This window comes from Parahoeflea alexandrii, from assembly GCF_024105735.1.
Lineage (GTDB): Bacteria > Pseudomonadota > Alphaproteobacteria > Rhizobiales > Rhizobiaceae > Hoeflea > Hoeflea alexandrii.
Window position 1 is genome coordinate 394,281 of sequence record NZ_JAAAML010000002.1, and the last position, 23,186, is coordinate 417,466.

Sequence of the window (23,186 nt, forward strand, 5' to 3'; positions counted from 1 at the left end):
TATGGACCAGACCACTATCCAACCCCCTGCCCTGGACCATTTCAAGGCTGACGAGTTTTCGCCCTATCGGTTTTTCACGGCCGACAAGTGGGCCGAGTTCCGCGCCGATACGCCGATGACCCTGACCGAGGACGAAGTCCGGCGGCTGCGCTCGCTCAACGATCCGGTCAATCTCGATGAAGTCCGGCGGATCTATCTGTCATTGTCGCGGCTGTTGTCAGCGCACGTGGAATCCTCGCAGCTGCTGTTCGAGCAGCGCAAGCGCTTCCTCAATCTCTCCAATGTGGCCAAGACACCGTTCATCATCGGGATCGCCGGCTCTGTGGCGGTCGGCAAGTCCACCACGGCACGCGTTCTGGCGGAGCTTCTCAAGCGCTGGCCGTCGAGCCCGAAGGTGGACCTGGTGACCACCGATGGTTTTCTCTATCCCAATGAAGTGCTGCGGCGTGAAAACCTCATGGACCGCAAGGGTTTTCCCGAAAGCTATGATGTCGGCGCGGTGCTGCGCTTTCTCTCGGAGATCAAGGCCGGACAGCACAGCGTCAAGGCGCCGTGCTATTCGCACCTGACCTATGACGTGCTGCCGGGCAAGTTCACCACCATCGACCGGCCGGACATCCTGATTTTCGAGGGCATCAATGTGCTGCAGGTGCGCGATCTGCCCGAGGACGGCAAGATCGTCCCCTTCGTGTCTGATTTCTTCGATTTCTCGATCTATATCGATGCCGAGGAGGTCGACATCCACAAATGGTATGTCGACCGGTTCATGAACCTCAGGCAGACCGCCTTCCGCGATCCTGAATCCTTCTTCCACCGCTATGCCGCGATCAAGGAAGACGCCGCGCGCGCCATCGCCGAGAGCCTGTGGGAGAACATCAACCTGAAGAACCTGCGCCAGAACATCCTGCCCACGCGTCCGCGCGCCGACCTGATCCTGCGCAAGTCCCCCAACCATCTCATCGAGCAGGTGGCGTTGCGCAAGCTTTAGCCCGAACCTGGCAAACACCGGATGCTCAGCTTGCGGTCACCCGTCTGAGTGTAAGGTTGATGCGTCCGCCATCCTTGAGCAGCGTCGAGGTCATCGGGTAGATCCGGTCGACGCCATGGAAAGCCAGCCGGCTTTCGCCTCCCAGAATGACCACGTCACCGCTTTCCAGCCGGAAAGATCGGGTCGGCTGCCGCCTTTCGGTTCCCCCGATGCGAAACAGGCAGGCATCGCCGAGCGAGATCGACAGGACCGGAGCGGAGAAATCGCTTTCGTCGCGATCCTGGTGAAGGCCCATGCGGGCGCTGGTATGGTAGAAATTCACCAGGCAGGCCTGAGGCGGACCAGGATAACCGGTCAGGTCGTCCCAGAGTTTCAGCAGGCGCTCGGGAATCGGCGGCCATGGCGCGCCGGTGACCGGATGCCGGTCCTGGTAGCGGTAACTGGCCTTGTCGGCCACCCATCCCAGATCGCCGCAATTTGTCATGCGGACGCTGAACGGCTTGCCGCTGCGCGGCATTTCCGGGCGGTAGAGCGGCGCCTGGCCCACTACCGCCCGGATGTCTTCGAGAAGGCTTTGCTGCTCGTCCCGATCGAGATGGCCGGGAATATGGCGGACCCCATTGGGCAGAACGAGCATTGCGGGCCTTCTTGGTCTGTTTTCGGTCTCAGGCGGTTTCCAGATCCGGAATCCGCAGCACTTGGCCCGGATAGATCTTGTCGGGATCCGACAGCATCGGCTTGTTGGCTTCGAAGATCACGGTGTATTTCGGACCCTTGCCCTTGCCATAGGCGGCTTCGGCAACCTTCCAGAGATTGTCGCCCTTTTTGACGGTGTGGAACTTCGGCTCCTTTGCCGGGGTCGAAGCCTTGACCAGTTCGGTCATGTCGGCGCTGCCCAGCGACAGGCCGGAGTCCGGTATCACCACCTTGAGCTCGGACGCCTCGACCTTGGAAATGCCCAGCGTGTTACCGACTGCGACAATCGCCTTCTCGAAGATCGACTGGTCTTCGACCACGCCGGAGAGCACGATCTTGTCGCCCTCGACCTTTACATCGACCTTGTCGGTGCCGAGCTTGTGTGAATCCAGCTCTTTTTTCACCGCATCGGCATCAGGTGCATCATCATCGCCGCCGATCCCGAGTTTCTTGCCTGCTGACTTGATGAAATCGAAAATACCCATTGGTTGTCGTCTCCCCGAGTGAATGGTGCGCAACTTAACCACGCGCGCTCTGATGTGCCAACCAAAAGCTTTCGCTAATCTAGTCTTCGGTAACCTTGCCGCGGGCCTTCTTGATCTGGCCGCGGCCTGTCTTGGCGGCAAGCCGGCGTTCGACCGATCCCCGGGTTGGTCGCGTCTTCCGGCGTGGCGGCGGCGGCGGCTCCGAGGCCTGGTCGATCAGCTCGACCAGCCGGGCCCGCGCGTCGGCGCGATTGCGCTCCTGGGTCCGGAACCGGTTGGCTTCGATGATGATGACCCCGTCTTTGGAAACCCGGCTGCCACCGAGTTTCAGCGCGTTCTTCTTGACCCTTTCGGGAAGCGACGGCGAGTTGCGGATATCAAACCGGAGCTGCACCGCCGTCGCCACCTTGTTGACGTTCTGTCCGCCCGGACCGGAGGCGCGGATAAAGCTCTCGCCAAGCTCCCAGCCGGCGATGACGATATCGCGCGCTGCATGCAGCGGATCCGCGCTCATGGCGCGGTCTTCCAGAACAGCACTTCGTTCTCCGGCTTGCGGCTGATCGCCGGAACCCTCGCCCCTTCAGCCGGATGGCCGACCACCAGCAGCACCAGCGGCTTCTCGTTGTCCGGACGGCCGCAGATCTGGTTGAGGAAGCCCATCGGCGAGGGCGTGTGCGTTAGCGTTGCCAGTCCGGCCGAATGCAGGCTGGCAACCAGCAGCCCGATGGCGATCGAGACCGATTCGGGCACGTAGTAGTGCTTGACCTTGCGGCCCTCTGCATCCACGCCCCAGCGTTGCGCAAAGATGGCAATCAGCCAGGGCGCCGTTTCCAGGAACGGCTTCTCCGAATCGGTACCCAGATGCGCCAAGGCGCCCAGCCACTCCTCGCCCGCCCGGCCCTGGTAGAAGGCGCGTTCCTCTTCCTCCGCTGCAAGCCTGATCTTTCGCTTGATATCCGGGTCGCCGATGGCAACGAAACTCCACGGCTGCTGATTGGCGCCCGAGGGTGCGGTCGCGGCTGCCCGGACTGCAAGGCGGATGATCTCCGGGTCCACCGGATCGGCGGAAAAGTCCCGGACTGTCCTGCGCGATTGCATGAGATCGAAAAAGCTCTGCGCCTCGGCCCGCATCTCCGCATCCGTCTTCCGGGCAATCGAATGCGCAACGGTTTCGACGGGTCTGGTCATGGCGGAACGCTCCTTCCGGGGTTGGACCTGCGGAAAATGCGCGACAGGCCCCGTCGGGTCAACGGGGCCTGCCAAAGATCGTAGGAAGTGTTTGAATGCTTATTCAGCTGCTGCCTTGAAGCCTGGTGCTGCATCGAGCACCGAACCATCGACATGATCCTCGAACTTGGCGAAGTTCTCGATGAACATACCGACCAGACGGTTGGCTGCAGCGTCGTAGGCAGCCTGATCCGCCCAGGTCGACCGCGGGTCCAGAATGGTGCTGTCGACACCTTCGACAGCCACCGGCACGGCGAACCCGAAATTGGCATCTGTGCGGTACTCGGCGCCATCGATGGAGCCATCCAGTGCCGCGCTGAGCAGCGCCCGCGTGGCCTTGATCGGCATGCGCTGGCCTTCGCCATAGGCGCCGCCGGTCCAGCCGGTGTTGACCAGCCAGCAATTGACGCTGTTGTCATTGATCAGTTTCCGCAGCAGATCGCCATACTCCGACGGATGACGTGGCATGAACGGCGCGCCGAAGCAGGTCGAGAACGTGGCTTCCGGCTCGGTGACGCCTTTTTCGGTGCCGGCCACCTTTGCGGTGTAGCCGGAAAGGAAGTGATACATCGCCTGTTCCGGTGTCAGTTTCGCAATCGGCGGCATCACGCCGAAGGCATCCGCCGTCAGCATGATGATGTTGAGCGGATGGCCCGAGCGTCCTGTGTCGCTGGCATTCGGAATGAAGTGCAGCGGGTAAGCGCAGCGTGTGTTCTCGGTCAGCGATCCATCGTCAAAATCCGGAACCCGGTTCTCGTCGAGAATGACATTTTCCAGAACCGTGCCGAAGCGTTCGGTAGTACCGAAGATTTCCGGTTCCGCCTCGCGCGACAGCCGGATGGTCTTGGCGTAGCAGCCGCCCTCGAAATTGAACACGCCGTGTTCGCCCCAGCCATGCTCGTCATCGCCGATAAGGGTGCGCTTCGGATCGGCCGAAAGCGTGGTCTTGCCGGTTCCCGAAAGCCCGAAGAACACCGCGGTATCGCCATCAGGGCCGACATTGGCCGAGCAGTGCATCGGCATCACGCCCTTGGCGGGAAGCAGGTAGTTGAGTGCGGTGAAAACCGACTTCTTCATCTCGCCGGCATAGGAGGTACCACCGATCAGAACCAGTCTGCGTTCCAGGTCGACCGCGATCACAGTATCCGTGCGACAGCCGTGACGTACCGGGTCGGCGCGGAAGGACGGCAGGTTGATGATGGTCAGCTCGGGCATGAACCCCGTCAGATCCGCGCGATCCGGACGGATCAGCAGATTGCGGATGAACAGCGCATGCCAGGCATACTCCGTGACGACCCGCGAGTTGAGGGCATTGTCCTCGTCGGCGCCGCCGACCAGATCCTGAACGAACAGATCCAGGTCCTTGGCATGCGCCACCATGTCGGCGTGCAGCGTGTCGAACGCTTCCGGCGTCATCGGCTTGTTGTTGTCCCACCAGATCTGGCTGTCGGTGGTGGCGTCGCGAACCACGAACTTGTCCTTGGCGGAGCGGCCGGTGTGCTGGCCGGTCAGCGCCCGAAGCGCGCCATGTGCCGTCAGGATTGCTTCGCCCCGCGCAACGGCGAGTTCGACAAGTTCCGCCTCGAGGCAGTTATATCGCACCAGGCCGGAGGTGTTCAGACCACACAGGTCGATTCCAGCCGACGGATTACGTACTCCCAAATCCTCACTCATGTCGGATTCCTTTTCACTCTGGCGCGGGACAGGTTCAAATTTCGCCGGACCATAGGGAGTGGAATTTTAAAAAACAACAAGTAATTCTAAGATTAATTAATGAAATCAGAGTATTAATCGATTTAAAAAAAATCAGACTTGTTTAAATCGGTTCAATTGCCGTGGCCGGTTTACCCGGTGCGCATTCAGGGAATGACTCCGGTTTGGAACTGTGCCACATTTTGTTCTCACTTTATCCTCATGGACGTGGCGGCGGGATCCGGAAATGACGCTTCACAGCGGCTTGTCCGGAAAAACGGGGGCACTTCCCAGAGGTGCAAGACCATGATGGAGACGACAGACATGCAGACAATCGCGCTCGTCGACGACGACCGCAACATCCTTACCTCGGTTTCGATCGCACTCGAAACAGAAGGGTATCGTGTTGAAACCTACACCGATGGTGCCTCTGCCCTGGATGGATTGCTGGCACGTCCTCCCCAGCTTGCCATTTTCGACATCAAGATGCCGCGCATGGACGGCATGGAACTGTTGCGCCGCCTGCGCCAGAAATCCGATGTTCCGGTCATCTTTCTGACGTCCAAGGATGAAGAGATCGATGAACTGTTTGGTCTCAAGATGGGCGCCGACGACTTCATCACCAAGCCGTTCTCGCAGCGTCTTCTTGTCGAGCGGGTCAAGGCCGTGCTCCGCCGGGCGGCAAACCGGGAAGCCGCTGCGGCAGCCCCGGGCCGGGCCGATGCGGCGCCGACCAAGTCGCTGGAGCGCGGCAACCTGATCATGGATCAGGAGCGCCATACCTGCACCTGGAAGAACGAGCCGGTGACCCTGACCGTGACCGAATTCCTTATCTTGCAATCGCTGGCCCAGCGTCCCGGCGTGGTCAAGAGCCGCGATGCGCTGATGGATGCCGCCTATGACGAGCAGGTCTATGTTGATGACCGCACCATTGACAGCCACATCAAGCGGCTGCGCAAGAAGTTCAAGATGGTCGATGATGACTTCGACATGATCGAAACCCTTTACGGGGTCGGCTACCGGTTCCGGGAAGCGGCATGACCGTCACCTGCCCACCAACCGGTCGCGGGATCTAGCGAAAAGCGCCAATGGCTATTGAAACCGAGGACAATGCGGACGCAAAGGACAGGGCTTCGTCCGAGGTCCGTACGCTGGCAAGCTGGGCCCATCCGGTCAAGCTGGTCCGGCGGATGTTCGGTAATCTCATTTTTTCGAGCCTTACCCGCCGCATCCTGTTTCTCAATCTGGCGGCGCTGGTCGTGCTGGTCTCGGGAATCCTCTATCTTAACCAGTTCCGGGAAGGCCTCATCGATGCCCGGGTGGAAAGCCTCCTGACCCAGGGTGAGATCATTGCCGGCGCCGTCGCGGCCTCGGCCTCGGTCGACACGAACTCGATCACCATCGACCCGGAGAAACTGCTCGAGTTGCAGGCCGGCCAGAGCATTTCGCCGACCAATTCCAACGAGAACCTGGATTTCCCGATCAATCCCGAGCGGGTTGCGCCGGTGCTTCGAAGGCTGATCTCGCCGACCCGCACCCGCGCCCGCATCTACGATGATGATGCGAGCCTGATTCTGGATTCGCGCTATCTCTACACCTCCGGCCAGGTGCTTCGCTACGACCTGCCGCCGGCCGAAACCGCGTCTCCCGGCCTGACCGAAATGGTCACCACCTGGTTCAACCGGTTTTTCCAGCGCCGTGATCTGCCGTTGTACCGCGAACCGCCGGGTGCGGATGGCTCGATCTATCCCGAAGTGATGAATGCTCTGACCGGTGGCCGTGGCGCTGTGGTGCGGGTCACCGAAAAGGGTGAGCTGATCGTGTCGGTGGCTGTTCCGGTCCAGCGCTTCCGTGCGGTGCTCGGGGTCTTGCTGCTGTCCACGCAGGCAGGGGACATCGACAAGATCGTCCATGCCGAGCGTATGGCTATTTTCCGGGTGTTTGGCGTGGCCGCCATGGTCAACATCGTCCTGTCGCTGCTTCTGGCAAGCACCATTGCCACGCCGCTCAGGCGTCTGTCTGCCGCCGCCGTCCGTGTCCGGCGCGGCGCCCGGGTCCGTGAGGAAATTCCGGATTTTTCGGACCGCCAGGACGAGATCGGCAATCTGTCGGTGGCACTGCGCGGCATGACCAATGCGCTCTATGACCGGATTGCCGCCATCGAGAGTTTTGCCGCTGATGTCAGCCATGAACTCAAGAATCCGCTGACTTCACTGCGTAGCGCGGTGGAAACCCTGCCTTTGGCGCGCAACGAGCACTCCCGCAAGCGCCTCATGGATGTCATCCAGCACGATGTCCGCCGCATGGACCGGCTGATCAGCGATATCTCCGACGCGTCCCGGCTCGATGCAGAGCTGGCGCGCCAGGACGGCGTGGCGGTCGACATGGAGAAGCTGCTCACCGACCTCGTGGATATTGCCCGGCAAACCCGCGCTGCGGGCAAGGATGTTGCCATTGAGCTCAAGATCGACAGGCGCAATGCCGGAAAATCCGGTTTCACCGTGCTTGGCCATGATCTCAGACTCGGCCAGGTGGTGACCAATCTGATCGAGAATGCCCGCTCCTTCGTCTCCGAGACCGGCGGCCGCATTGTCATCCACCTGGCCCGGCGCCGCGGCACGGTCCAGGTCCGTGTCGAGGACAATGGTCCCGGAATTCGCGCCGAGGTCATCGAGCGGGTGTTCGAGCGGTTTTACACCGACCGGCCCGATGGCGAAGATTTTGGCCAGAACTCCGGCCTTGGCCTGTCGATCAGCCGCCAGATCATCGAGGCCCATGGTGGCACCCTGACAGCCGAGAACATCCCCGGCGATGAAGCCGGCAGCTGGCGCGGGGCGCGTTTCATCATCGAACTGCCTGCCGAAACCCCGTGACCGGCATCTCCGTACCAGCAGGCGAAGCCGTGCATGCCACCGCGATTGTCGTTGGCCAGACGGGCTTGCTGTTTCTTGGCCCGTCCGGGTCGGGAAAGAGCACCACCGCCTTTGCCTGCCTTTGCGAGGCGCAGGCCCTGGGATGGAATGCCGCTGTCATTGCTGATGACCGGACCCTGCTGACAGTGCAGGCAGGGCGCTGCATAGCCTCCTGTCCGGATTCGATCCGCGGGCTTCTTGAACTGCGTGGCACCGGAGTGGTCACTGCCCGGCACGTTGATCGCGCCGTCCTGCATGCTGCGGTGCTGCTCACGGAGCCGTCGGCGGGGACGCGGGTCCCGGAGGAGAATGAAACCTTTTCGTGTGGCGGCGCATCAATTCCTCTTATGCGTCTGTGGCACGATGGCGCAGCCCTTCCCCTGGCGCGGCTGCGCACCCGGCGGCCAAGCCTGTTTTTCGAGCCCGCGTGGTATCCTCAGGGCAATTTGCCTGTTTTCTGACGTTTTTTGGCTTGAACTTCGCCTGCTTCTGTCCAAGATGAAATTCACAAACTGTTCGCAACTGCGAAACTATTGGCATGGCCTGGCGGAAGACCGCGTCGGCCGCATGCTGCTGGAGGCAAAATGATCGGATTGGTGCTTGTCACTCATGGCAAGCTCGCGGAAGAGTTCAGGCATGCGCTTGAGCATGTTGTCGGACCGCAAACCGCCCTTGAAACCGTCAGCATCGGACCCGAGGATGATATGGACCAGCGGCGGCTGGATATTGTCGGAGCGGTATCACGTGTCGAAAATGGTCATGGCGTCATCATTCTCACCGACATGTTTGGCGGAACACCCTCGAACCTGTCGATCTCGGTGATGGATTCCGGACGCATCGAAGTCATTGCCGGGGTCAATCTGCCGATGCTGATCAAGCTCGCAGGTGTCCGCGGCGCCAATGACATGCAAAAGGCTCTTGCCGACGCGCAGGATGCCGGCCGCAAGTATATCAACGTGGCGAGCCGCCTTTTGACCGGCAAATGACGTCAAAAGCCGCAACCCTGTCCAGAACCTTCAAGATCGTCAACAAGCGTGGCCTTCACGCCCGCGCGTCAGCCCGTTTCGTTCAGACTGTCGAGGGCTTTGACGCCGTTGTTCGGGTGACCCGTGAAGGGTCCACCGTCGGGGGCACATCGATCATGGGCCTTATGATGCTCGCGGCGAGCACCGGTTGCACCATTGATGTCGAAGCCGAAGGCCGGCAGGCCGAAAAGGTGCTTGACGCACTCGAGGTGCTGATTGCCGGCCGCTTCGGCGAAGAAGTTTGAATATTCCCACATAAAGACATCTTTATATCGTATTGCCAGCATGGGCTTTTCCTGCTATGGCAGCGCCCATGCAATCCCGCCTGTCCCGGCCGGATCCCGAACTTTTGGAAAATCTCATGACCGCTACCCAGGACTATGTCGTCGCCAACATCGATCTGGCTGATTTCGGCCGCAAGGAGCTCGATATCGCCGAAACCGAAATGCCGGGCCTGATGTCGCTCCGCGAGGAGTACGGTTCGGAAAAGCCGCTGAAGGGCGCCCGCATTGTCGGTTCACTGCACATGACCATCCAGACTGCAGTGCTGATCGAGACCCTGACGGCACTGGGAGCCGATGTGCGCTGGGCGTCCTGCAACATCTACTCGACCCAGGATCACGCCGCGGCTGCCATTGCAAAGAGCGGTGTCCCGGTGTTTGCCGTCAAGGGTCAGAGCCTTGAGGAGCATTGGGACTATCTCGACAAGTCTTTCCAGTTCGCAGACGGCCCGAACCTGATCCTGGACGATGGCGGCGATGCCACACTCTACGTGCTGCTCGGTGCCCGCGCCGAAGCCGGAGAAGACATCATCCCGGTTCCCGCTTCCGATGAGGAAGCCGTCATCAAGGCGCAGATCAAGAAGCGTATGGACGCTTCTCCGGGCTGGTTCACCAAGGTGCGCGAACAGATCGTCGGGGTCTCCGAGGAAACCACGACCGGTGTTCACCGCCTTTATGAACTGCAGAAAAAGGGCCTGCTGCCCTTCCCGGCGATCAACGTCAATGACTCTGTCACCAAGTCGAAATTCGACAACAAGTACGGCTGCAAGGAAAGCCTCGTCGACGGCATCCGCCGCGCCACCGACACCATGATGGCCGGCAAGGTTGCCGTGGTCTGCGGCTACGGCGATGTCGGCAAGGGGTCGGCCGCTTCGCTGCGCGGTGCCGGTGCCCGGGTCAAGGTTACCGAAATCGATCCGATCTGCGCGCTGCAGGCAGCCATGGACGGTTTCGAGGTGGTGACGCTCGAAGATGTCGCATCGAGTGCCGACATCTTCATCACCACCACCGGCAACAAGGACGTGATCCGCCTCGAGCACATGCGCGAGATGAAGGACATGGCCATCGTCGGCAATATCGGCCATTTCGACAACGAGATCCAGGTCGCGGCGCTCAGGAACCACAAGTGGACCAACATCAAGGACCAGGTCGACATGATCGAGATGCCTTCGGGCAACCGCATGATCCTGTTGAGCCAGGGCCGCCTTCTCAACCTTGGCAACGCCACCGGTCACCCGAGCTTCGTCATGTCAGCATCCTTCACCAACCAGGTGTTGGCGCAGATGGAGCTCTGGACCAAGGGCGACGAGTACAAGAATCAGGTCTATGTGCTGCCCAAGCATCTCGATGAGAAGGTCGCTCGTCTCCATCTCGACAAGATCGGTGCCAAGCTGACCGAGCTGAAGGTTGAGCAGGCCGATTATATTGGGGTGACCGTCGAGGGCCCGTTCAAGCCGGAACACTACCGCTACTGATTTTCTCGGCAATACCCACAACATATTGAGATCGCGTTCTTGACAACAGGGGCGCGATTTCTTTTTGCACTGCTTCCCCTTCACCGTGATTCGCGAAACAGGTATGTTTTTGCCAATGATTCGTTTGCGTTGTGGCGGCGCGAAAATCGGACTGGCAAGGATTGGCGATATTCTGTCAGACAGGCGACGAGGGGACTGCGACATGCCGGTGAAGACCGATTCACTTGGGCGCAAGGGGCTTTCCGGACTGACAAGAGCTGTTATCGGTGATCTTCGCGGGTTCCGGCGCAGGATTCTGACCGGAACGGCCCTGCTCACTGGCTCCTTTCTGACCTCGGCGCTGCCGGCCCTCGCCCAAACCTCTGGCGAGGCGGCAGCATCCGGAAAGCTCTCCGTATCCACCCTCGAGGTTGTCAACTTCGCCATGGTCATCGGCGCCATTTCGGCTGCCATGATCTCGGCGATCTGGCTTATTCGCGAGCGTGGCAAGATCGATCTGGAAAATGTGCATCTGCGCGCTGCCCTCGCGGATGCGAACGCCCGGATCTCCCGCCACGAGGCGCTTATCGTCGACCGTGACCGGCAGATCGTGGTCTGGGATGGCGTCGGCCTGCCCGCCGAAGTGATGGGCAAGCTCGCGGCTGAAACCGGGGCGCCGCAGATTCCGGCCGATTTTCTCGCTTTCGGCCGTTGGCTGGAACCCAGATCCGCAGCAGCACTCGACGAATCGATCGACCGGTTGCGCGCCCATGCGGAACGCTTCGACATGATCGTTGAAACCGTTCGCGGTCATGTCATCGAGGCGCAGGGCCGGGTCTCCGGAGGCCGTGCCTTTGTCCGGTTTGTCACCCTGTCGAATGTGCGCGCCGAACTCGCCGAACTCAAGACCGAACGCGACCGTCTGCTCACTTCGCTCGATACCTTCCAGGCGCTTATGGATGTCATCGACATGCCGGTCTGGCTGCGCGGACCGGACGCGAAGCTCGTCTGGGTCAACAACGCCTATGTCCAGGCGGTCGAGGGTGAGGACCGGCAGGACACGCTGCAACGCGGGCTCGAATTGCTGGGTACAGCGGCGCGCGAAAGGGTCCGGGCAACCGCCACGCCAGAGCGGCCTTTCCTCGACAAGGTCTCGACGGTCATCCACGGTCATCGCCGTTTCCTTGAGGTTGCCGATGCCAAGACACCGGCCGGCAATGCAGGACTGGCATTGGACGTCTCGGTCGAGGAGGATCTTCGCCAGGAGCTCAAGCGCACCATCCAGAGCCATGCCGAAACGCTCGATCACCTGGCCACGCCGGTGGCGATCTTTGACCGTGATCAGCGTTTGCAGTTCCACAACCAGGCATTCCAGCGCCTTTGGGAACTGGATACGCCATTCCTCTCCCGCCGTCCCGACAATGGCGAGTTTCTCGAGCGTCTCCGCGCCGACGGCAAACTCCCCGAGCCGCATGCCTGGCGAGACTGGAAGGAGCAGATGCTCTCGGTCTACCGCTCGGTCGAGAGCACACCGCATCTCTGGCATCTTCCCGATGGCCAGACCCTCAATGTCTTCGCCAACGCCCACCCGCAGGGCGGCGTTACCTGGGTGTTCGAGAACCTGACCGAGAAGGTGGATCTGGAATCCCGGTACAACGCGCTTCTCCAGGCCCAGGGTGAGACCATTGACCACCTGGCCGAAGGCGTTGGCGTGTTCGGACCTGACGGCAAGATCCGCCTGTCAAATCCGTCCTTCCGCGCCCTTTGGGGCCTGACCGAACAGCAGGTCAAGCCCGGCACCCATATCCGCCAGATTGCCGAAGCCTGTGAACCGTCGCATCGCGATCCGGATGGCTGGAGACTGTTTGCCGGCGTGATCACTGGTTTCGATGAAGAACGCCGAACCCATGACGGCCGTATCGAACTGACCACCGGCCTCATTCTCGATTACGCAATCGTGCCTCTGCCCAATGGTCAGACCATGATCGCCTTCGTCAACGTGACTGATAGCGTCGGCGCCGAACGCATGTTGACCGAAAAGAACGAGGCGCTGCGCAAGGCCGATGCGCTGAAGAACGATTTCGTCCAGCACGTCTCCTACGAGCTGCGCTCGCCGCTGACCAACATCATCGGCTTCACCGAACTGCTGCAGACCCCCGGCATCGGCGAGCTCAACGAGCGCCAGTCCGAGTATCTCGATCACATCGCCACATCGTCTTCGGTGCTGCTGACCATCGTCAATGACATTCTCGATCTTGCCACCGTTGATGCCGGTATCATGCGCCTGGATACCGGCGTGGTCGACATTCCGGCGCTCTTTGCCGAGGCTGGCGAGCAGATCGCCGATCGGCTGAAGGAAAACGATCTGTCGCTTGAGATCGACACCGCCGGCGCCCCGGCTCAGATGATTGGCGATCACCAGCGGCTCAAGCAGATCCTTTTCAAGCTTCTGATGAACGCCGCCAACTTCGCCCCCGACGGCACGGTCGTGCGCTTGCGTTGCCGCCAGGACGACGAGGCAATCTGCTTCTCGGTAACCGATTCGGGTCCCGGAATCCCGGAAGACGCGCGCAAGGATGTCTTTGCCCGCTTCGAGACCAACGGCCAATCCGGACGCCGGCGCGGCGCCGGCCTGGGCCTGTCCATCGTCCAGAGCTTTGTCGGCCTTCATAACGGCACAGTCTCCATCGAATCCGGCGAGGAAGGCGGCGCAACCATCGTCTGCCGCTTCCCGTCCAGCCGTCCGCTTGCCCGCGACGCGGCCGAGTAAGCCTTGATGGCGACTGCGCCCCTCCGCGTGGAACTGGCGAGCCCGGAAGCGACAGCCTTGTTCGCCGAAGATGTCTCGCTGGCAATCCGGCAAGGCGATTGCCTGTGCCTGTCGGGTGATCTTGGCGCCGGCAAGTCGACCTTCGCCCGCGCGTTGATCCGCGCGATTGCCGACGATCCAGACCTCGAGGCCCCGAGCCCCACCTTCACGCTGGTGCAGGCCTACCAGCTGCGGCTTCCGATCTCGCACATGGATCTCTACCGCCTCGGCTCCCCCGAGGAACTCGATGAATTGGGTCTCGATGACGCGCTCGCCGAAGGCGCGGCTCTGGTCGAATGGCCGGAAAAGGCGATCGATCTCCTGCCCGAGGACAGAATCATGATCCGGTTTGACGGGTTTGGTGACAGCCGCACCGTGACCATCACGGCACCGGCGCCCTTCATCGAAAGGCTTGAACGCTCCTTCGCTGCCCGCGCCTTTCTTGAGCGGCATTATTCCCGCCCGGTGGTCCGGCGGCACCTGCAGGGCGACGCCTCCTCCCGCACCTACGAAACCATCCGGCCTGAAGGCAGCGACCCTCTGATCCTGATGAATGCGCCGCGAAAGCCGGATGGCCCGCCGGTGCGCGACGGCCTGCCCTATTCCCAGATCGCCCATCTGGCCGAAGATGTCGTTCCCTTTGTCGCCATTGCTCGCTGGCTGCGCGCGCAAGGGTTTGCAGCCCCCGAAATCCTCGGCGAGGATCTCGACCAGGGGTTTCTGCTGGTCGAAAACCTCGGCGCCGAAGGCATTCTCGATCAGGCCGGCAAGCCTGATCCGGAACGCTATGGCGTGGCGGTCGACTGCCTCGCGATGTTGCATGGCAAGGATCTTCCAGGCCCGCTTCCGGTCGGCGATAGAGTACATCATGTGCCGGCTTACGATCCCCGCGCCATGCAGATCGAAGTCGAGCTTCTGACCGACTGGTACCTGCCCTGGCGCCGCGGCGCTTCGGTTCCAGACGATGAGCGGGCCGGTTATCTCGACCTCTGGCGAGTCTTGTTCGAGCGCCTCGAAAGCGCGGAAAAGGCGCTGGTCCTGCGCGACTACCATTCGCCCAACCTGATCTGGCGGCCGGAAAAGACCGGGCTTGACCGGCTTGGCATCATCGATTTCCAGGACGCGATGATCGGTCCGTCGGCCTATGACGTCGCATCGCTCTGCCAGGATGCGCGGGTAACGGTCGATCAGGAACTGGCCGATGCGCTGCTCGACCGCTACGTCGCCGCCCGCCGGGACGCCAACCCGGATTTTGACGAGCCAGGTTTCCGCGAGGCCTATGCGATCATGGCCGCCCAGCGCGCCGCGAAAATCCTCGGTATCTTCGTCCGGCTCAAGCAGCGGGACGGAAAGCCCGGCTATTTGCGGCATCTGCCGCGAATGGAGGCCTATATTTCGGCGTCTCTCGCCCATCCGGTGCTGCAACCCTTGCGCAACTGGTTCACAAAGGCTGGTATCGGCGAAAGCGAATCATAAACCGGAACCGCCTGACCGATGACAATCACATCCGCCATGATCCTGGCCGCGGGGCTTGGTACCCGCATGCGGCCGATCACCGACACGCTGCCCAAGCCCCTGGTCGAAGTGGCCGGAAAGCCCTTGATTGCCTACGGGCTGGAAGCGCTTGGCCGTGCCGGTATCAAGAATGTCGTCGTCAACGTGCATTATCTGGCGCCGCTACTGGCCGACTGGCTGTCGGCATGGCCCGGCGCACATATCAGGATCTCCGACGAGACCGCGGAACTGCTTGATTCGGGCGGCGGCATCGTCAAGGCCCTGCCCATGCTCGGAACCGAGCCGTTCCTGGTCCTCAACGCCGACACGTTCTGGCTGGAGGAACCGGGAAGCACGACGGACAACCTCGCCCGGATGATGGATCGTTTCGATTCCGAATCGATGGATATCCTGCTGATGACAGCACGGCTCGACCAGGCCACCGGCCACACCGGCGCAGGTGATTTCACCATTGGCGATGATGGCCGACTGACCCGCTACAAGGGGGCCGGTGATCCGGTCATCTACGCCGGCGCGATCATCCTGCATCCGAGCATTTTCCGGGATATCAGCGAGAAACGCTTCTCCATCAATCGCTGCTTCGATACGGCCGCGGGCGAAGGCCGCCTGTTCGGCTCCCCCATGCACGGCCATTGGCTGACCGTAGGCACCCCCGAGGCCATCGCCGAGGCCGAAGCCGCCCGCGCCGCCTATCTCGGCGAACCGGTCCCGTGAGCCGGGCCGCACCCCGTATTGCAACCATCCCGCCCGGCGTGGATTTCCTCGCCACGCTTGCCGGGCAGATCATCAACGGCGGGCTGGTCCCCGGCCTCGCCTACAATCCCGAGGATCCGCTGTCGCTGGCCGGCGCCACGGTATTCGTGCCAACGCGCCGCGCCGCCCGGGTGCTTCGCTCCGAACTCACCGATCTCATCGGCAAGGGCTCGGCGATCCTGCCGTCGATCCGTCCGCTGGGCGAGACCGACGACGATGCCGGCTATTTCGATTCCGCCGAGCCCGAGACGCTGGCGCTGGATCCGCCGATACCGCCGATTGCCGCTACTCTGCGCCTTGCCGATCTGGTTCTGGCCTGGAAACGGGCCCTGCCGCAGACTGTCAGGGATCATCTCGGCGGCGTGCCGCTGGTGGCCCCCGCCAACCCGGCCGACGCCATCTGGCTCGGCCGTGCTCTGTCGGACCTGATCCAGGCGGTGGAGACTGAGGAGTGCGACTTTGCCGGCCTTGATGATGTCGCCTCCGCGGATCTGCAGCAATGGTGGCAGCTGACGGCGGAGTTCCTGAAGATCGCGCGCGAGTACTGGCCGGCGCTGCTTGAGGAAATCCACCGGTCCAGCCCGGCGCGGCATCACAATGCGATGCTTGACGTGTTCACCCGCAGCCTCGCCGCATCCCCGGAAGGCCGCCCGGTCATCGTCGCCGGATCGACCGGAACCCGTCCCTCGACCGCCCGGCTGATTGCCACGGTCGCGCAGCTGCCCCACGGAGCGGTCGTTCTGCCCGGATTGGATCATGCCATGCGGCGCTCGCATTGGCAGGCGCTGGCCGAGGCTGCCCTGACAAGGCAATCGCCCGATGGCCGCGTCCTGGTCGATGTCGCCATCCGCAGTCACCCGCAATATGGTCTTCATTCCCTGCTTGGGAGCTGCGGCGTCGAGACCGGCGGGATCGGGGACATCCCGGAGATCGGCGCGCTTTCGCCGGAACTGGAAATGCGCCGCAGGCTGGTTTCGCACGCCCTGTTGCCTGCGATCGCCACCGAAGCCTGGGGTGAACCGGATTTCCTTCCGGGTCCAGAGGCCATTGCCCCGGGCTTTGAACATGTGAGCCTGATTGAAGCCGCCAACGAGCGCGAGGAAGCCTCGGCCCTGGCAGCCGCCATGCGCCGCGCGCTCGAACCGCGCCCCGATGTCCCCGAGCCGACGGCGGCGCTGGTCACGCCTGACCGTAACCTGGCCCGGCGGGTCGTCACCGAACTGGCCCGCTTCGGCATCGAGGCCAATGATTCCGGCGGCTCGCCGCTGACCTCGAGCCTGCAGGGCGGTCTCGTCCGGCTCGTCGTGCATGCCGCCTTCGCGCCGGGCGATCCGGTGGCGATCGCGGCACTGCTCAAGCACCCGCTCGCCCGCTTTGGTCTCTCCGGTCCCGAGGCAAGAGCCCGCGCCGGCTTCATCGAGCGGATTGCCTTGCGTGGCGGCAGCGGGTCGGCCGACATTGAGGAGCTGGAAGCCCTGGTCAGCAAGCGCGAAGCCGGAAGGCACGAGCGCCATGCGCCCCGGTGGCTGCAGCGTATCGGCGATGATGAGGCCGAACACGCGCGTGATTTCGCCGCACGTGCAGCCGAGGCTCTCTCACCGCTGAACTCTCTGCTGGTCGAGCGCGCCGGTCCGGGTGTCACCAACGAGATCCCGATCGGCCGGCTTGCTGCGCTGACCGCCGACGCCTTGGAGCGGATCTGCATTGATGATACCGGCGCTCTGGAGGCCCTTTGGGGCGACGAGGCCGGGGCCGACCTTGCCGCCGTGCTGCTTGAAACCCGCGACAGCGGCTCGACGCTGAGCATGACCGGCCACGAATGGATAGGTGCACTCGATGCGCTTGTTTCGGGCCGGATGATCAAGCCGCGCGCCGGCGGTCATCCCCGCGCCTTCATCTGGGGCGCGCTCGAAGCCCGGCTCCAGCACGTCGACACCCTGCTGATGGGCGGCCTCAACGAAGGCGTCTGGCCGCAGGCCGGCCAGGAAGACCCGTTCCTGTCGCGCTCGATGAAGGCCGCCATCGGTCTCGAGCCGCCGGAACGCCGCATCGGCCAGGCGGCGCATGATTTCCAGATGGCGATGGGCGCGCCGGAAGTGGTGCTTTCGCGCTCGCACCGCTCCGGCAAGGCGCCGACCGTTGCCTCCCGCTGGCTGCAGCGGCTTCTGGCGGTCATCGGTCCGCAGCCGGCGGCGTTGCTCAGGTCACGCGGCGAGGCATTGCTTACCCACGCCCGCACGCTCGATCAGGACCCCTCCACGCCCACAGCCTCCCGCCCGGAACCGCGCCCGCCGGAAGAGCTGCAGCCAAAATCCTATTCCTTCTCGGAAGTCGGCAAACTGCGGCGTGACCCCTACGCCATTTACGCCCGGCGCATTCTCGGCCTAGATCCGCTGGAGCCGTTTCTCGCCGATCCCGGACCGCGCGAGCGCGGTACGCTCTACCACGAGATCCTTGAGGCGTTCGTTACCGGAACCGAGCCTGGCTCGCGCTCATACGAAACTCTTCGCGCGATTGCCGCGGAGCATTTTGCCAGGGCCGGATTGCCGGATGCCACGGCGCTGGTCTGGCGGATGCGCTTTGAAAAGGCGGCCGAAGCCGTAGCCAACTGGGAAAGCGACACCGCGGCGGGACTGGTCCGTTCGCTGGTCGAAACCCGCGCCAGCCTCGATCTGCCGCTCGCTGGCCTCAGGCTGACCGGCATGGCCGACCGGCTCGACCTGCGCCGCGACGGAACCGCCTGGATCATCGACTACAAGACCGGCGGCACCCCTTCGCGCAAGGAGGCCCGCATCCTGCTCGATCCGCAACTGGCACTCGAAGCCTATGCGCTGATCAATGGCGGCTTTAAAGATGCCGGCAGCATGCCGGTCTCCGGGCTCTTGTATCTGCGCCTGACCGGCAGGGAGCCTTTCGCCGAACGCATCGATACGGATCCGGATAAACCGGGCCGCGACGAGTTTCTGGGCCCCGCTGATCTGGCTGCCAAGGCGGTCGAGGAATTCGTCAAGCTGGTCGGCCTGCTCCGGTCCGGCCGGCGCGGCTTCCTGTCGCGCGCCATCCCGCGCAGCGCCCGCGATTTTGGTGGCGAATACGACCATCTGGCGCGGGTTGCCGAATGGCAGACCGCCGTGGACGGCGATGGAGGCGATGGCGATGACTGACGACAGCGGCATGAGCGTCATTTCCGACACCACGTTGCGGCAGAACCTCGCCGCGACGCCGACGCTGTCAGCCTGGGTGTCCGCCAATGCCGGGTCAGGCAAAACCCACGTCCTGGCCCGCCGGGTGATCCGGCTGTTGCTGCGCGGCGCGCGCCCCTCGGCGATCCTGTGCCTGACCTACACCAAGGCCGCGTCGGCCGAGATGTCCAACCGCATTTTCCGCACACTTGGCGAGTGGGTCCGGCTCGACGATGCCGGGCTGGCCGGCAGGATTGCCGAACTCGAGGGGCGCGAAGCCGAGCCGCACCAGCTGATCCGCGCCCGTCGGCTGTTCGCCACGGCGCTCGAAACGCCGGGCGGCCTCAAGATCCAGACCATTCATGCCTTCTGCGAGGCCGTGCTGCACCGGTTTCCGCTTGAGGCCAACATTCCCGGCCATTTCAGCGTGCTTGACGACCAGAAGGCCACTGAGCTGCTGGCCGAAGCCCGCCGCCAGCTGATGTCGACCCAGTCATTCGAGAACGACCCGGATCTGGCGGCCGCTGTTACCGAAGCGCTCGACACCGGCGGCGAGGCTGGCTTCGACAAGCTGCTTCAAGGCCTCTATGCCCGCCGCCGCGACTACATGGCCTTCGACGCCAGGGCGCGGACACCGCAAGCGGCCGAGGCCCTGATCCGGGACGCGTTGGGTCTGTTGCCGCAGGAAAACGAGGCTTCGCTCGTCGAGACCGCCTGGCCGCTCGATGCGCTGCCGGTCGACTACATCCGGGCGGTCTTCGATTTCGCCGGCTCGGCCAAATCATCGACCAAGGCCTATAATTTCGCCTACGGATTGCTGGCCGTCGGGTCCGAACCCGAAGCGCGGGAACGGCTGCAGCTGCTCAGGGATGTGTTCTTCACCAAGTCCGGATCGCCGGCCAGCCTCGGCGGTGTCGCCTCGAAGACGGTTCAGGACCGCTTTCCCGACCTCGCCGACCGCGTCGCCGAGGCCCAGGCCCAGGTGGTCGCCATCTTCGATCGCCTGGCGCGGCTCAGGATGCTCGCGGCCTCGCTGACCGCTTTCCGGCTGGCGCGGCGCTATCTCGGCGAATTCGAACGGTTGAAAACCCGCCAGGCTCTGCTCGATTATGACGATCTGATTGGCGCGACCGAGGCGCTCTTGTCAAAAAGCGGCGCCAGCGCCTGGGTCCACTACAAGCTCGACCAGGGTATCGACCATGTGCTGGTCGACGAAGCCCAGGACACCGCGCCGCTGCAATGGAACGTCATCGGCGCGCTCTCCGACGAATTCTTTGCCGGCGAAGGAGCCCGTCCGGCCATGCGCACGCTGTTCGCGGTCGGTGACGAGAAACAGTCGATCTATTCGTTCCAGGGCGCCCGGCCCGAGCGGTTTGCCGAGGAACGCAGCCGCATCGCGCGGCTTGCACGGGCGGCCGATGCGGAGTTCGCCGAGGTCTCGCTGCGGGTGTCCTTCCGCTCCTCCACCGAGGTGCTCAAGCTCGTAGACCATGTCTTTGCCGATGCGGACGCGCTGCGCGGCATGGGCTCGGCCGATGAGCCGGTGATCCATGAGACGGCGCGCATGCAGGCGCCGGGTCTGGCCGAGGTCTGGCCGATGATTGCGAAGGAACAGGCCGGCAATGACGAGGACTGGACCGCCGCGTTCGACGAGGTGCCGGAAACCGCGCCCGCCGCCCGGCTCTCCCGCCGCATCGCCGATGTGCTCTCCCGCTGGGTCGGTCACGAGCTGATCGAGGACCAGAAATCGAAACAGATGCGGCCGGTGGCGCCGGGCGACATTCTGGTGCTGGTCAGGAAGCGTGATGGTTTCGTGCCGACGCTGCTGCGCACGCTCAAGGCAACCACCGATATTCCCGTGGCCGGCGCCGACCGCTTGCGGCTGACAGATCACATCGCGGTGCAGGACCTGATGGCGCTCGGCCGTTTCGTGCTGCTGGGCGATGACGATCTCTCGCTTGCCGCCCTTTTCAAGAGCCCGCTCCTGGATCTGGACGAGGATGACCTGTTTGCCGTGACCGCCGAGCGGCCTGATGGGATCTCCGTCTGGCACCGGTTGCAGGAGCTTGCGGAAGCCGAACCGCGTTTCGCCCGGGCGGTCGAAAAGCTCAAGCGCTGGCAAACCCGGTCGGCGCACCAGCCGCCGCATGATTTCTATGCGGCGCTGCTCGGCCCGGATGGCGGCCGCAAGGCCTATCTCTCCCGTCTCGGCCATGAAGTCGGCGATGTGCTCGACGAGTTTCTCGGCCTGACGCTTGATCACGAGCAGGCGGGCCTGCCCGGTCTGCAGTCGTTCCTCGCCATGCTCGAAACCGACACGCCGGAAATCAAGCGTGAGATGGAAGGCCAGTCCGGCGCGGTGCGGATCATGACCGTGCATGCGGCCAAGGGGCTGGAAGCCCCGATCGTGTTCCTGGTTGATTCCGGCGGCGAGGCCTTCCAGCACAGCCATCAGCCCCGGCTCTGGCTGCTGCCTGCCGCGCCCAAAAGTGAAGAAGCACCGTCGATCCCGGTCTGGCTGCCCGACAAGACCCACGAGAACGAGGCGATCGGGCCCGTCCGCGAAAAGATGCGTGAGCAGGCCGAAGAAGAGTATCGCCGCCTGCTCTATGTCGGCTTGACCCGGGCAGCCGACCGGCTGGTGATCTGCGGTTACCGGGGGCTCCGGGAGGTCAAAACGCCGACCTGGCATTCGATGGCATCAGTGGGTCTCGAACGGGCCGTCGTCGAAGCCGGTTACACCGTCTGCGACGGGGTGCATGACGCCGGAGACGAAGCCTTTGAAGTCCGCCGCTTTTTCCGTACCCGCCCCGCACCGGCGATGCCCGGCACGGCCACTTCGGCAACCGGTCCGACGCCGGCACCTTCCACCGAAGCGATCTCGATTCCGTCCGATCCCCTGCCGCCGCCTGCCCGGCTGCCCCGGCCACTGGCCCCGTCCGGTGTCAGCGCCGTGCTCGAGGACAGCGCGGATGTGGCGTCCCGCTCGCCCTTTGCCGACGGCCAGGCCGGATCGGCCGCAGCACTGGAACGCGGCAGCATGATCCATCGCCTGCTCCAGGTCCTGCCTTCGGTCCCTGAGACCGAGCGCCAGGCGGTGCTTTCGCGCTACCTCGCGCGCGCCTTGCCGGAAGCCGAGGCAGCAACGGCCGAGACCATGCAGCGCCAGGTGCTTGCCGTTCTGCAGGATCCGCAATTCGCGCCGATCTTCGATGCGCCTGGTGAGGCCGAGGTCTCGGTCATGGGCACCTTGCGGGTCAGGGGTGAGGAGCGCGCCGTATCGGGGCGCATAGACCGCATTGCGCTCGATGGTGACCGTGTTCTGATCATCGACTACAAGACCGGGCTGGCGCCGAGGCCTGGCGAAGATCCCCCGGCCGGCCATATCTCCCAGCTCGCCATCTATCGCGCCTTGCTGGCACCACTCTACCCGGGGCGGCGAATCGACGCTGCGCTGGTCTATGTTTCGGCGCCCGTACTGGTCGAAATCCCGGCGTCGACCCTGGACCAGGCGCTTGCCGCTCTCGATCAATGATCCCGGCCTGTTTGTCACGGCTCGGTGAAGCCGGCCGAAATGCCTTGAATACTTACGGGCGAATCATCACATTGGACTCATCTGAGTCATCCATCAAAGGAGTGCCAAACCATGGCAACCGTTAAAGTAGACAGCGCCAATTTCCAGAGCGAGGTGCTCGATTCGACAGTACCCGTTGTCGTCGACTTCTGGGCGGAGTGGTGCGGACCGTGCAAGATGATCGCTCCGAGCCTCGAGGAAATCTCCAACGAGATGGAAGGCAGCGTCAAGGTCGCCAAGCTCAACATCGATGAGAATCCGGAACTCGCTTCGCAGTTCGGCGTTCGCTCGATTCCCACGCTGGCCATGTTCAAGGGCGGCGCCGTCGCTGACATCAAGGTCGGCGCTTCGCCCAAGACCGCACTTTCGAGCTGGATTTCAGGCGCCATCGCCTGAGGTCGGCTCCTCGCGGCAATTCAATGAAACCCGTCTGGTCAACCGGGCGGGTTTTTTGCTGCCTTCAGTCAGATGCGCAAACCCTTGTGATGCAGGCTTAGAGCCGATCATCTTTAGATTATGGTGGATTGGTTCTGGTCGAACTACCCGTCTCCGCCAGGCTTGGACGCCTTTTCCGCGCCAGTTTCGGCAAAATC

18 protein-coding genes are annotated in these 23,186 nt (G+C 63.0%); 13 read left to right on the forward strand and 5 right to left on the reverse strand.

All coding sequences use genetic code 11. From position 1 onward, the window contains the following. Position 1: 1 nt before the first annotated feature. The gene (gene coaA, locus GTW23_RS11690; protein ID WP_252915899.1) at positions 2-988 is read left to right on the forward strand and encodes a type I pantothenate kinase; all 987 of its coding nucleotides are present in this window, start codon (positions 2-4) and stop codon (positions 986-988) included. A 25-nt stretch (positions 989-1,013) separates the two neighbouring features. Here the strand turns inward: coaA and GTW23_RS11695 are convergent, their stop codons facing one another. From GTW23_RS11695 to GTW23_RS11715, 5 genes are all read right to left on the reverse strand, one after another. After that, complete coding sequence (locus GTW23_RS11695; RefSeq protein ID WP_252915900.1) at positions 1,014-1,625, reverse strand: alpha-ketoglutarate-dependent dioxygenase AlkB family protein; 612 nt, start codon at positions 1,623-1,625, stop codon at positions 1,014-1,016. A 28-nt stretch (positions 1,626-1,653) separates the two neighbouring features. After that, entirely contained in the window at positions 1,654-2,169 is a 516-nt protein-coding gene (gene lysM / locus GTW23_RS11700; RefSeq protein ID WP_152011020.1) for a peptidoglycan-binding protein LysM, read from the reverse strand. A 79-nt stretch (positions 2,170-2,248) separates the two neighbouring features. Then, positions 2,249-2,683: an alternative ribosome rescue aminoacyl-tRNA hydrolase ArfB gene (arfB, locus tag GTW23_RS11705; protein ID WP_152011019.1), complete on the reverse strand. Its 435-nt coding sequence runs from the start codon at positions 2,681-2,683 to the stop codon at positions 2,249-2,251. Beyond that, the gene (locus GTW23_RS11710; protein WP_152011018.1) at positions 2,680-3,357 is read right to left on the reverse strand and encodes a nitroreductase family protein; all 678 of its coding nucleotides are present in this window, start codon (positions 3,355-3,357) and stop codon (positions 2,680-2,682) included. Before GTW23_RS11710 ends, arfB begins: the two co-directional genes overlap by 4 nt. Before the next feature lie 99 nt (positions 3,358-3,456). After that, positions 3,457-5,070, reverse strand: coding sequence for a phosphoenolpyruvate carboxykinase (locus GTW23_RS11715; RefSeq protein WP_252915901.1), 1,614 nt, complete (start codon positions 5,068-5,070; stop codon positions 3,457-3,459). A gap of 342 nt (positions 5,071-5,412) precedes the next feature. On the opposite strand from GTW23_RS11715, the gene GTW23_RS11720 reads away from it, so the two are divergent. From GTW23_RS11720 to trxA, 12 genes are all read left to right on the forward strand, one after another. After that, positions 5,413-6,129: a response regulator transcription factor gene (locus GTW23_RS11720; protein WP_252916314.1), complete on the forward strand. Its 717-nt coding sequence runs from the start codon at positions 5,413-5,415 to the stop codon at positions 6,127-6,129. A gap of 47 nt (positions 6,130-6,176) precedes the next feature. Continuing rightward, a complete protein-coding gene (locus tag GTW23_RS11725; protein WP_290128953.1) occupies positions 6,177-7,961 on the forward strand; it encodes a sensor histidine kinase in 1,785 nt (594 codons plus the stop codon). Further along, positions 7,958-8,461 carry an HPr kinase/phosphorylase gene (locus GTW23_RS11730; protein WP_252915902.1) on the forward strand — a complete coding sequence of 168 codons (504 nt, stop codon included), beginning with the start codon at positions 7,958-7,960 and terminating at the stop codon, positions 8,459-8,461. Before GTW23_RS11725 ends, GTW23_RS11730 begins: the two co-directional genes overlap by 4 nt. A 123-nt stretch (positions 8,462-8,584) precedes the next feature. Beyond that, positions 8,585-8,986, forward strand: a complete 402-nt coding sequence (locus tag GTW23_RS11735; protein ID WP_252915903.1) for a PTS sugar transporter subunit IIA — start codon at positions 8,585-8,587, stop codon at positions 8,984-8,986. Continuing rightward, positions 8,983-9,270, forward strand: coding sequence for an HPr family phosphocarrier protein (locus GTW23_RS11740; RefSeq protein WP_252915904.1), 288 nt, complete (start codon positions 8,983-8,985; stop codon positions 9,268-9,270). The genes GTW23_RS11735 and GTW23_RS11740 overlap by 4 nt, the downstream gene beginning before the upstream one ends. A 116-nt stretch (positions 9,271-9,386) precedes the next feature. Beyond that, complete coding sequence (gene ahcY / locus GTW23_RS11745; RefSeq protein ID WP_252915905.1) at positions 9,387-10,781, forward strand: adenosylhomocysteinase; 1,395 nt, start codon at positions 9,387-9,389, stop codon at positions 10,779-10,781. Between the two features lie 202 nt (positions 10,782-10,983). After that, complete coding sequence (locus GTW23_RS11750) at positions 10,984-13,530, forward strand: sensor histidine kinase (RefSeq protein WP_252915906.1); 2,547 nt, start codon at positions 10,984-10,986, stop codon at positions 13,528-13,530. Between the two features lie 6 nt (positions 13,531-13,536). Then, a complete protein-coding gene (tsaE, locus tag GTW23_RS11755; protein ID WP_252915907.1) occupies positions 13,537-15,045 on the forward strand; it encodes a tRNA (adenosine(37)-N6)-threonylcarbamoyltransferase complex ATPase subunit type 1 TsaE in 1,509 nt (502 codons plus the stop codon). An 18-nt stretch (positions 15,046-15,063) separates the two neighbouring features. Continuing rightward, entirely contained in the window at positions 15,064-15,798 is a 735-nt protein-coding gene (locus tag GTW23_RS11760) for a nucleotidyltransferase family protein (RefSeq protein WP_252915908.1), read from the forward strand. Next, entirely contained in the window at positions 15,795-19,001 is a 3,207-nt protein-coding gene (gene addB / locus GTW23_RS11765) for a double-strand break repair protein AddB (protein ID WP_252915909.1), read from the forward strand. The genes GTW23_RS11760 and addB overlap by 4 nt, the downstream gene beginning before the upstream one ends. Beyond that, entirely contained in the window at positions 18,994-22,554 is a 3,561-nt protein-coding gene (addA, locus tag GTW23_RS11770; RefSeq protein WP_252915910.1) for a double-strand break repair helicase AddA, read from the forward strand. Before addB ends, addA begins: the two co-directional genes overlap by 8 nt. A gap of 111 nt (positions 22,555-22,665) precedes the next feature. Further along, positions 22,666-22,989, forward strand: a complete 324-nt coding sequence (gene trxA / locus GTW23_RS11775; RefSeq protein ID WP_152011008.1) for a thioredoxin — start codon at positions 22,666-22,668, stop codon at positions 22,987-22,989. The last annotated feature ends 197 nt before the right edge of the window (positions 22,990-23,186 follow it).